Genomic DNA, 12,217 nt, shown 5'->3' on the forward strand with positions numbered 1-12,217 from the left:
TAAACAATCTTTTTAGCGTAAACTGCTTAAACGACGATTGGAATAGGATGAAAGTGTTTTTTATGATTAAAAACAAAATGTTATTGTATTTTATCTCGCTAGTTTTGTTGTTAATAAGTGTGGTTTTAATTATTGGTGGCGGATGGTTGATAAGTCTAGGCGGATCATTTTATTACTTACTTTGTGGCGCCGCTATTATGGCAAGCACTGTTTTGTTGGTAAAGCATAATGCCTGGGCCTTAATTCTTTATGCCGGTATGCTAGGATTGTCGACAATTTGGTCCGTTTGGGAAGTGGGTTTAAATTGGTGGCAATTAGTACCACGATTGTGGGTATGGTTTGTTATCGGTTTAGTATTGTTATCTCCTTGGCTTAGGCAAACGATTATTAAACCATGTGTTGCTTCTTGGTTACTGCTCGTTAGTATAATATTTACAGCAATCGTGGGTATCGCTTCGTTATTTACGTCTCCTAATGAGATTAATGGTAAAATTGAAAATACCGATTTAATTAGTGTCAACCCGTCACAAGCAGCCAGCGAGGAATGGATAGCATATGGTGGGACGAATGCCGGATTACATTATTCTCGTTTACATCAGATTGTTCCAGAAAATATTCACAAGTTAAAAGAAGTATGGCGTATTCAAACGGGTGATTTACCTACCGCTGATGATCCAGTTGAACTAACCAACGAAAATACTCCCTTAAAAGTGAATGATAAACTTTATACCTGTACTGCTCATGGCTGGGTTCTGGCACTCGAACCTGAAACTGGTAAAACACTATGGAAATATGATCCCGCTATCTCAAATGGCGGTACAGGTACATTTAAAGGTTGGGCACATATGACATGCCGAGGTTTATCATATTACGATAGTGATCGTTATCTCAAACAATCACCGAATAATGCGATTGCGAGAAAAGTAAAAAGCAGTCCGTGTCCACGGCGGATATATTTACCAACCGCTGATGCACGTTTAATTGCTTTAAATGCAGACAATGGTGAAAGGTGTAATAGTTTTGGTAAAGATGGACAAGTAGATTTGACACAGGGAATCGGACCGTTTACGCCTGGCGGTTACTATTCAACGTCGCCGGCATTAGTTACAAAACAACTTGTTATTGTTGGCGGTCATGTGACGGATGATGAATCAACCAATGAACCTTCAGGTGTTGTTAGAGCATTTGATATTCATGACGGTCATTTAGTTTGGAATTGGGATAGTGGAAATCCAGAACACACTTCACCAATAGCCAAAGGTCAACACTATACCCGTAATTCACCGAATGTGTGGTCGATTACTAGTGTTGATGAAGCATTAGGTTTGGTGTATTTACCTTTAGGAAATCAAACTCCAGATCAATATGGCGCTGATCGTACCGCCGCAACTGAAAAATATGCTGCTGGTCTAGTGGCTTTAGAGATTGCAACCGGTAAGGTAGCATGGAATTATCAATTTACCCATCATGATTTGTGGGATATGGATGTACCAGCACAACCAATATTAGTTGATTTAAAAACCCAAAATGGTATTGAACCTGCGGTTATTCAACCAACAAAACAGGGAAGCATATATATATTGAATCGTAAAACAGGTGAACCAATAGTGCCAATTGATGAGGTTAAAGTCCCGCAAGGTGCGGTTAAAGGGGATTGGACATCACCAACTCAAGCCCGTTCCCGACTCAATCTTACCCCTCCACCATTACAAGAACGTGATATGTGGGGAGCAACACCTTTTGATCAACTAAGCTGTCGTATCAGATTTAAATCCTTACGTTATGAAGGACAATATACCCCACCTTCATTGCAAGGGAGTTTGATCTATCCGGGTAATGTTGGCGTAATGAATTGGGGGGGCGTAGCCGTTGATCCAGTCAGAAAAATTATTTTCGCTAGCCCTAATTATATGGCTTTTACATCGCAATTAGTTCCACAGTCTGAAGTTCAAAAAGATGAAACACAAGCTTCTGAGGGCGCAGGTTTACAGCCGAATCGCGGTGCGCCTTATGCGGTGATTATAAAACCGTTTTTATCTATTATGGGGTTTCCGTGTCAAGCGCCATCTTGGGGCAATGTTGCTGGTATTAATCTTGCGGATAATCGGATAACTTGGATGCATCCGAATGGTACATCGCGTGATAATACCCCAATTATACCTTTACCATTCCCAGTAGGGGTACCTGCTATGGGTGGCCCCATGACCACTGCTGGTGGTATTGCGTTTTTAAGTGGTACGTTGGATCAATATCTTCGAGCTTATGACATTACTGATGGTCGAGAGCTTTGGTCTGTAAGGTTACCCGCCGGTGGACAAGCGACACCAATGACATTTTTGGGCAAAGATGGTCGCCAATATGTTGTTTTAGTCGTTGGCGGTCATGGATCTTTCGGTACTAAAATGGGTGATTATATTATTGCCTATGCGTTACCTAAAAGTAAATATGAAGTTTTTCGTGGCAAAATTCACTAATAAATAATAACGATTGATACTGTCAAAAGTTATCCTCATCAACAATGTATGATGAGGATAGCTTGTTAGTTCATTATTCAGCTTAAGAATTAGCGGTTGATTGACTCAGATGCGTTTGTTCATTGCTAAAATCAGGAATGATTTGTTGCAAATGACCACTATGCCATAGCCATACGCCACTTACTATAATTCCAATTGCTAACGCAATGAAAAATACGATCCAATATTTATAAACTTTTTTTCGCATCGGATCGATATAGGTTCGAGAAGCATTAGGAGGTAGTTCTGCTTTCGACGTTAATTGCCCACCTAAGAAAAGATTAATTTTCACTTGTCCATTAATAGCCCAACCTGAAGCTTCCAACAGTGGTCCCAGTGTTCGTTGGCGTAATTTTATCCAGGCTAAAACGACGGAAGGCCCAGAAATCACTAAAAAAATACCTAAAAAGACTAAAGGAAATTGCCACCATTTTAATTGGAAAAGTGAACTGGCAATGCTAGCAAGCGCTGTACCTAAAGCACCTAACGCTAAACCTATAGCGGCAAAAATTCCCATACTTTTACTAAGATCAAACTTTTGGGTTTCTGGTGTCTGCACCGCTTTATTGGCAGAGTCCATAAGTGCTGAGTCTTTCGAACTGGCCCATTTATTGATTTGATCGGTAATAAAACGACCTATTCGTTTATAAGGGTCCCATATGGCTTGGCTTATGCTAATTGGTTTACTAATAATCTTAACGACTTTCGCATCCCAGTCATGTCCTTCATTATCAATGAACACGCCATTACGCCCTTCAAGTAAGAAATCTGCGTCACCAGCAGTCATGGCGGCCACAATGGTTTTCTTTTCTTGATTACCGGTTACTGGCGGATTTTTACGAGTACATTCACAATAAAGTAAGAACAGTTCGGAGTAATTGGCTAAAACAGTATGTTTACTGATATCGTTAACCGGAATACATAGCGAACAACAGCGACCATCAATAAATAAGCGTCCGGCCTGAAATGCCGCACGACGAGTATCTAAATCAAAGAAATCTTCAAAGGTAACAAAATTCATTAATAAACGATAAAGATGCCGGTGATAAATTATTAACTTTTCTACATCAGCAACATCAGCGGCAGCAGCAGGGGTTTTGCTGTCTTTTTCAGCTAAGTTTTCAAATTGCTCAAATAAATCACTGTTTAAAATTTCTTTTATCCGAGCTTCACCCAGTTTATCGATAGTCATTTTGGGTTGAATTGTAATATCTACGTTGGCTAATGCTGGTTTAGAAGTTACGGCAAGGGCATACGGCGATAATAATTTTTGCACATGTAACCAATCATCACGGGTGAGTTGATTTTCATTAGCAAGAAATGGTTTTATTAAATGCGCTAGCCGAGTTATTTTATCCCGCCATATTGGATTTAAACCACTATCAAGAATTAAAGGTCGATCAGCAATAACTTTTGATAAGGGTAATTCTGCAAGGGTAGCGTCAGAAAGTAAGCCATTATCACTTGGTACAATGTATTTTTCATCTACATTTAAAGCATTTTGTGCTTGGGGGGCGTAACTAGCTAATTCAATTCGCAAAAAGTAATCATTAACCTTATCTTTAACATCTTGCACTAATTGCCATGCTTCGGCAGTGTCTTCACCCAGTGGCGTGGTGGTAGAACCAACACTATCATGCCATAATATCCACTCTTGTAACGAATGCTTAAAACCCTGTGTAATTTGACAATTAACACCATCTAAACCGCTGGCGTCTTTTACCCCCCCCATCACATTTAGCGTATCTTTAATAAAGTCTTGTAATTCTTGTGAGATTTTATTGGTAATCGGAATAATTCCGTCACCATTATAGAGATTACTACTATTAAGTAAGGTCGAGGCATTTAAATCGGATAAACAAATCGTGGTCTTATCAGACTTATTAATATTTGCAAGTATTGCTTGGGCCGTGATTAGTAGTGTTTTACCGTCATCAATCTCTGTATTAATAGCGGCTAAAGGAAGCTCTTCTGCACAATCAATAATACTATCGAGTCGTTTAAGTCGAGCTTTCAGCCATTTTACTGCATCAATAACTTCCGGAATACGGATGCGATCATCCTTATCTTCGTCCAGTAATGCTAATGTTTTATCGTCAAAATCAAAACCAGATGCAGGACAGCTTAGTGCGACCCAAAGTTTCGGATCTAATTCATCTAAGTGGGCAATATCTTCAGCACTATTAAGTATAACTTGATCTATACCCCCAACACGTTTAAATTTCCAATGATATTTTGTTATGTTTCCTGTCATGCAATTTACCTTTCTAATCTGATTAGCGCAATTAAATTTATTCAGTTGATTTAAAGCCTTATCCTGCTTTTTAAAGCAAAATTAGGTAGTGATAAAAACATCGTGCACATTTTCATGTTAGTAAATGTTTTTGGACCTTGCTTTTAACATAGTCTTTAAAATTTTTTTGTAGTTTATTATGCTATAGATGATTTTTTTATGCTATTAAAATAAGTCATTAATTATAAAGAGTTTTTGTTTTTGGCATCATAATTAAAGCATATAAAATACGTTAATCAATTAAGTTATTATTACCTATTTAAGTCTTTAATATTGTCTTTTAATGATATTTAACCATTGAATTTCTTTTAATATCGATTTTAGTATAAATTTATAACGAAATAATCCGATTTTTTATAACTTTATTATGTAAAGTCAGTAATAACATGGCATAATTCGGCATGAGTTTAATCCTTATTCAAATAATTAATATCTATGGCTTTAATTACATTACATAATGCATACTTGTCTTTTAGTGATGCCCCACTACTGGATCATGTCAATTTATCCATTGAGCGTGGCGAAAGAGTTTGTTTGGTTGGGCGAAATGGTATGGGGAAATCAACATTATTAAAAATCCTCAATCGAGAAATTCCGCTTGATGACGGACAAATGATTGTTGAAAATGATATCGTGATAGCCCGCTTACAACAAGATCCACCACGCAATATCGGTGGAACAATTTATGATTTTGTTGCAGAAGGTTTGCAAGATGTTGCTGATTTACTTAAACAATATCATTATTTATCACGCTTAATTGAACATGATGCTAGTGACGAAAAATTAGCACAACTAGCGCGTTTACAAGAACAGTTAGATATTAAAAACGGTTGGCAAATGGACAATCGTATTAACAATGTGTTATCTGAACTTGCGCTTCAACCTGATATTGAACTATCCAGTTTATCGGGCGGGTGGTTACGTAAAGCTGCACTAGCGAAAGCATTAGTGAATAAACCCGATCTTTTATTACTCGATGAACCAACAAACCACTTAGATATTGACGCGATTGCTTGGTTGGAAGAGTTTTTAAAAGGATTTAGTGGCAGTATCGTTTTTATATCCCATGACCGTTCATTTATTCGCCATATGGCGACACGAATTTTAGATCTTGACCGTGGTAATATTACCTCGTGGCCTGGGGATTATGATCAATATCTCCTTGGCAAAGAAGAAGCTTTGCGTGTTGAAGAGTTGCAAAATGCTGAATTTGATAAAAAGTTAGCACAAGAAGAAGTTTGGATTAGGCAAGGTATTAAAGCCAGACGTACCCGCAATGAAGGTCGTGTCAGAGCCCTTAAAGCGTTACGTCAGGAATATGCTAACCGTCGACAAGTGATGGGAACAGCGAAAATGCAAATTGAGGAAGCATTACGATCTGGGAAAATCATTTTTGACTTAGAAAATGTTAGTTATCAGATTGAAAGTAAAAAATTAATCACTAATTTTACCGCACAGGTATTGCGTGGTGATAAAATTGCCTTAATTGGACCCAATGGGGTTGGTAAAACCACATTAATTAAATTAATGCTAAAAGACATTGCGCCAACTTCCGGTTCAATACATTGTGGGACAAAACTAGAAATTGCTTATTTTGATCAACATCGTGCCGATCTTGATCCAGACAAAACCGTTATGGATAATCTTGCTTATGGTAAACAAGAAGTCACCGTAAACGGGCGTAATCGACATGTGCTTGGTTATTTGCAAGATTTTTTATTTCATCCTAAACGTGCCAGAACTCCGGTTAGTGCATTATCTGGTGGCGAAAAAAATCGCTTATTGTTAGCAAAATTATTTCTGAACCCCAGTAACTTATTAATTCTTGATGAACCTACTAACGATCTAGATATTGAAACGTTGGAATTATTGGAAGAATTGATCAGTGACTATAAAGGAACCGTTCTTTTAGTGAGTCACGATCGACATTTTGTTGATAATGCGGTGAATCAATGCTGGTTTTTTGAAGGGAATGGCAAGGTTGTTGCTTATGCCGGTGGCTATTATGATGCTTATCATCAACAGCAAAACACAAAACTCATTGCCAAACAATCGCCTATAAAAAATGAAGCAGTAAAGACGGATGTAAAAGGGGGACAGGAAAAACCTTTATCCAATAGTAAAAAGCTAAGTTATAAACAAACTCGTGAACTTGAAGCGTTACCAGCTAAAATCGAGCAATTGGAACAAACAATTAGTCAATTGCAACAACAAATTGCAGCGCCAGGTTTTTTTGAGCAATCCCATGAGGTAACTAATAAAATACTTAGTGAGGTTGCTGAACATGAACTAGCACTAGAGCAAGCGTTCAATTTATGGGAAGAACTTGAAGGGATTAAAAATGGTGCTCACTAAAATAATTAAATAATGCTTTTAGTAGGTTATTAAGGTATTCTAGATAAAATAATAATTCAGTATTTTGATTAATTTTATTACTATTAAATTTTGAAAGTGATTTTATTTATCTAGAAAATCAGGTTATCTTAATTAATAAGATAATCTGAGTGGAGTCAAGTTAAGTTATTTTATGACAACAAATACTGAATCAAAGGTCCAGTACGCTTTATGTTTTCATTGCGATTTACTCAGTGAATTGCCGGATATCACTAATCACCACAAAGCTATTTGCCCACGCTGTCATACTCGCTTAGCGCGAGCAAGTTTGCATATGAAACGCGATACGCTAATTTATTCGATTTGTGCGCTTATTATGTTGATTTTGGCTTGCAGTTTTATCTTTATTCATATTCGTGTAGTTGGTAATACTAATAATTTGAATTTACTTGAGATCTCTACTCTTTTACTCGAAGATCATTATATTTCGTTAATGTTCTTATTTGTTTTGTTTGTTCTCTCACTACCTATTTTGTCGCTAAGCATTCAAATTATTGTATGCAGTAATTTACCATTATCCAAATTTCGTAAACGTGACTTGATGATTTTATATGATAAGCTAAGCCATTGGTCAATGCCGGAAATTTTTATGGCAGGCGTATTAGTAAGTTTTGTGAAATTAACGAATTATGGTGATATTGGTATTGATCAGGCTTTTTGGGCGTTTTGCTTATTTATTATTTTTCAACTGAAATCAACATTGGAATTTTCATCCAGAAAAATCTGGAATGAAATTGCCACATTTAATTTTGTTAATAGCAAGTTGTTACCTGGTAAAATTGGCATTAAACAAAATATCCGCTTATGTTTATGTTGTCATGCTATTTTACCTGCTTTACAACGTCATTGCCCACGTTGTAAGCAAAAAGGTAAATTGCGTGAAAATGATAAAATACAATGGACAATGGCGTTATTGATTACCTCGCTTATTCTTTATATTCCAGCAAATCTATATGGCATTATGAACACTATATTTTTAGGATCTGCGTCCAGTTCAACCATTATCGATGGGGTAATTTATATGTGGCAAGAAGGTGACTATCCAGTGGCATTAGTTATCTTTACGGCGAGTATCATCATTCCTGTTCTAAAGATTCTTGCGCTGAGTTGGCTATGTTGTTTTGTTTTATTCAAACACCAAAAAAAACAGCGTGATTGTATAAAAATGAGCCGATTATATAAAATGGTTGAGTTTATTGGACGTTGGTCAATGATTGATATTTTCGTCGTTGCTGTTATATCAACTTTAATTCGTAATGGTGAATTAATTTCAGTCTACCCTGATATTGGAGTCATATATTTTGCTGCGGTTGTGATTATTACCATGATAGCATCACATCAATATGATCCTCGGCTAATTTGGGATAAACATTAATTTGGTAAATTTTGAAACATTAAAACTCAGTCAATGGCATTATTATTAGTATTGAATGTAATTATTAGGTGAACTATGTCTGCACTATCACGCAAAATTGCTAAAACGGTAAAAATAGATCGTATATCAGCAATTTGGATTATCCCAATTGTTACATTGGGTATTGGAATATGGATGTTATATAGTCATTTTGCCGAACAAGGTAAGAGCGTGACTTTATTAGCTCATGATGCCAGCGGTATTGTTGCCGGCAAAACGGTGATTAGAAGCCGGAGCGTCGATGTTGGGATAGTAGAATCTGTAACATTAAGTAAAGATTATAAAAAAGTGGTTATTCATGGTCGAATAAATAAAGATATGGAACCCTTAGTCAAAAATGATTCAATCTTTTGGATTGTTAAACCGCAAATTGGTCGAGAAGGCGTTACTGGTCTTGGTACATTACTATCTGGTGTGTATATTGAGCTGGTAGCAGGTAAGGATCAATCTGATTTTAATGATAAACCATTTAGTTTATCTGATACACCGCCATTAACTGCACCAAATGAAGCTGGAATCAGAATTAATTTGGAAAGTAGTCAAAGTGGCGTCATTCCGCGAGGTGCATCTGTTTTATTTAGAGGATATCGGGTAGGTAACGTTGAAACTTCCGATTTTGATATTCAATCTCGCAAAATGAAATATCAATTATTTATCTCAAAGCCATACGATACATTGATCACGCAAAATGTGAGATTTTGGAAAGAAGGTGGCGTGAATTTATCATTATCTTCACAGGGTGCCAATTTAGATATTCCCTCGATTGACGTTTTACTTTCAGGCGGAATTAGCTTTGATGTGCCAGACGGGACTAAATTTGGTGAACCGGTTAAACCTTTCGCAACTTATCAACTTTATCAAAATAAAAAATCTATTCAGGATTCTCAATATACTGATTATCATGAATTTTTATTGTTTTTTAATGATTCTATCTCTGGTTTGGAGGTAGGTGCACCAGTGGAATATCGAGGTATTCGTATTGGTTCGGTGAGTCAGGTTCCGTTTTATACCAGAAAAATTCTGGCTACAAATCCCATTTCAAATCACAATATACCGGTTTTAATTCGAATTGAACCAGGGCGATTAAGTGATGTCTTAGAGCAACCTACCGATTTAGCCAAGATTATTATCAATGAACAACATAATGGCTTAAGAGCTGCGCTTAAGTCAGCTAATTTTATTACTGGGGCATTATATATTGATCTTAATTATTATTCCGAATACCAAAATACACCGTTCGAAACACAAAGCCAAGCATTTGGTTATGATACAATTATGACAGTGCCAGCAGGACTATCCCAATTGCAAGCTAAGTTGCTACAAACGTTAGACAATTTTAATAAATTACCTTTAGATAAAACCGTGAATGAATTGAATCAATCATTACAGAAGAGCCAAAAATTATTGGAATCTTTAACGGCAATAACTAATAGTAAAGATATGCAAAATTTACCTAAAGAGCTGAAAACAACTATTGAGTCGCTTAATAAAACCTTACAAAGCCTTCAACCCGGTTCAGCCTTGCATAATCAATTACAAACCGATTTGCAGAAATTTGAAAGTATGATGGACCAACTTTCACCAGTGCTTGATACGTTGAATGATAAAAGTAATTCTTTAATCTTTGCAGCACCGAAAAAACAGGATCCACAACCTAAAGCGCGAGGACATTAGTCGTGAAAAAATTATTTATCTTGATAATGTTATTTTTAGTTGTTGGTTGCGCTTCTTCGTTACCAAATAAAACCTATTATCAACTAAAGAGTGATTTTAGTGATAGCCATATTTTGCATTCACATAAAGTCAAAGATGTAATATTGATTAATAATATTCAAGTGGCGAATTATTTGGATAAAAATGGTATTGTTTATCAAACCAATGATATGCAATATGTTACAGCAAATAATAATTTATGGTTAACGCCATTATCAGATCAAATCAAACAGCGTTTAGTGCAAGACTTAGCTGTTTTAATGCCTAATTATTTGCTTACGACTCAACCCACTAACAATCCCAAAGCAACATTAACGCTTTATATTGATAGTTTTCATGGAGTGTATACTGGCGATGCAGTGATTAAAGGGCATTGGGTGATTACGACGGTTAAGGATGTTATCACCAAACATTTTGATTATCGACTTCGCCTGACTGATGACGGTTATTTAGCTGTCGTTAAAGCGTTATCCCAAGGTTGGCAAGAAGAAGAAATTGATCTAGTTAAAAGTATGCAGTTTTGAATTAGAATAATAGCGAGCTAATACTGCTCGCTTTATATTATAACCAGATTAGTCGGCACCGAAATTACTTTTCAACGCTAATTTCGACCCCATAGCGTGCAAATTGCTGTGGTGTTAACATAATCGGATGATGGATTCGACAGGTTTCAACACAAACAAAATGTTGATAGCTATTATCAGCAAGATCACTCATCGCCTTTGCTTTTTCTACCCATGGATTCCAAACTACAACATCACTGTATGTAAAATGTTGAATCTTAATTGAACGATGGCGATCTTTAATATAGCTAATCGGTTCTGGTTGAGTATAAATACGATCCACTTCTTGATCAAACGTCATGGAACCAACATTTTTAGGGGGATTAACTGTCGATAATTTATCAATATAATCTGCACCTAAACCTTCGATGGTTACTTGATGAATATCACTAACGCCAAAATAGCTATGTAAGGCACTGGTAGCCGAAAAATCACCCTGACACGATAGTTCTACTTTGCACGTTTTACCTAATTGAAATCGCATTTCTAAGCCAAATTCGTGAGGCCAATATTGTAATGTTTCATCAGTCTGATGCAATGATAATAGTAGCTCAACGCCTTGGTCATCTTCATGGACATATTTCAATTGCCAATCTACTATTCGGGCAAAACCATGTGCGGGTGACAAGGTGTTACCAAACCAAGGCCAGCAGACGGGAATACCACCACGAATCGCTTTTCCGCGTTTAAATAACGCATTATCACTTAACCAAACCACAGGAGATGCTTCATCGGTTGGTTGCCAGTAAAGAAGATGAGCACCTTGTAATGATATTGCTGCTTGGCACAGTGGATGATCAATAACACATAAAGCGTGTTCATCAAATTGAATTTGATTGATGTGTTGACTAATTGTTTTTATATGATTACGACAGTTTTGAATAGCTTGAATGATAGGCATAAGTATACGCTCCCAAATGGATTTTCTTGCTCGCTATTTTACGCTTTCTTTGCCATGGATTAAACCCTGTATTTTAGATCAAATTAAAACGATACATCTATGAAGAGCGGTGATGACTATACAGGAAAAATGAGATTAATCGTTCGCACGAAACAAAAGCAGATAATGTAATGACTAATTAATATCACCATCATGCCAGATGGTGATATTTAACTATAAGAGATAGTTTACTTATGATTGAATTTAATTAAAGGGTTAGCATAATCCATGCCATGGATTAAACCTTGTATTTTAAATCAAATTAAAACGATACATCTATGAAGAGCGGTGATGACTATACAGGAAAAATGAGATTAATCGTTCGCACGAAACAAAAGCAGATAATGTAATGACTAATTAATATCACCATCATGCCAGATGGTGATA

7 protein-coding genes are annotated in these 12,217 nt (G+C 36.4%); 5 read left to right on the plus strand and 2 right to left on the minus strand.

Features of this window, described 5'->3' with window-relative positions; translation table 11 throughout:
- Nucleotides 1-62: 62 nt before the first annotated feature.
- Complete coding sequence (locus JMI89_RS06310; protein WP_220679593.1) at nt 63-2,474, plus strand: glucose/quinate/shikimate family membrane-bound PQQ-dependent dehydrogenase; 2,412 nt, start codon at nt 63-65, stop codon at nt 2,472-2,474.
- Nucleotides 2,475-2,556: 82 nt separating this feature from the next.
- Here JMI89_RS06310 and JMI89_RS06315 read toward each other — a convergent pair whose 3' ends face one another.
- Complete coding sequence (locus tag JMI89_RS06315) at nt 2,557-4,767, minus strand: hypothetical protein (protein WP_187754689.1); 2,211 nt, start codon at nt 4,765-4,767, stop codon at nt 2,557-2,559.
- A 474-nt stretch (nt 4,768-5,241) separates the two neighbouring features.
- On the opposite strand from JMI89_RS06315, the gene JMI89_RS06320 reads away from it, so the two are divergent.
- The 4 genes from JMI89_RS06320 to JMI89_RS06335 all read left to right on the plus strand — a co-directional run bounded on the left by JMI89_RS06320 (nt 5,242) and on the right by JMI89_RS06335 (nt 10,851).
- Entirely contained in the window at nt 5,242-7,161 is a 1,920-nt protein-coding gene (locus tag JMI89_RS06320) for an ABC transporter ATP-binding protein (RefSeq protein ID WP_187754690.1), read from the plus strand.
- Nucleotides 7,162-7,333: 172 nt separating this feature from the next.
- The gene (locus JMI89_RS06325; RefSeq protein WP_220679594.1) at nt 7,334-8,575 is read left to right on the plus strand and encodes a PqiA/YebS family transporter subunit; all 1,242 of its coding nucleotides are present in this window, start codon (nt 7,334-7,336) and stop codon (nt 8,573-8,575) included.
- 75 nt (nt 8,576-8,650) lie between these two features.
- Entirely contained in the window at nt 8,651-10,288 is a 1,638-nt protein-coding gene (gene pqiB, locus JMI89_RS06330; RefSeq protein WP_187754692.1) for an intermembrane transport protein PqiB, read from the plus strand.
- Nucleotides 10,289-10,290: 2 nt separating this feature from the next.
- Entirely contained in the window at nt 10,291-10,851 is a 561-nt protein-coding gene (locus JMI89_RS06335) for an ABC-type transport auxiliary lipoprotein family protein (protein ID WP_187754693.1), read from the plus strand.
- A gap of 64 nt (nt 10,852-10,915) precedes the next feature.
- Here JMI89_RS06335 and JMI89_RS06340 read toward each other — a convergent pair whose 3' ends face one another.
- Nucleotides 10,916-11,791: a D-hexose-6-phosphate mutarotase gene (locus JMI89_RS06340; protein WP_220679595.1), complete on the minus strand. Its 876-nt coding sequence runs from the start codon at nt 11,789-11,791 to the stop codon at nt 10,916-10,918.
- Nucleotides 11,792-12,217: the final 426 nt, after the last annotated feature.

This window comes from Frischella sp. Ac48, from assembly GCF_019641635.1.
Lineage (GTDB): Bacteria > Pseudomonadota > Gammaproteobacteria > Enterobacterales > Orbaceae > Frischella > Frischella japonica.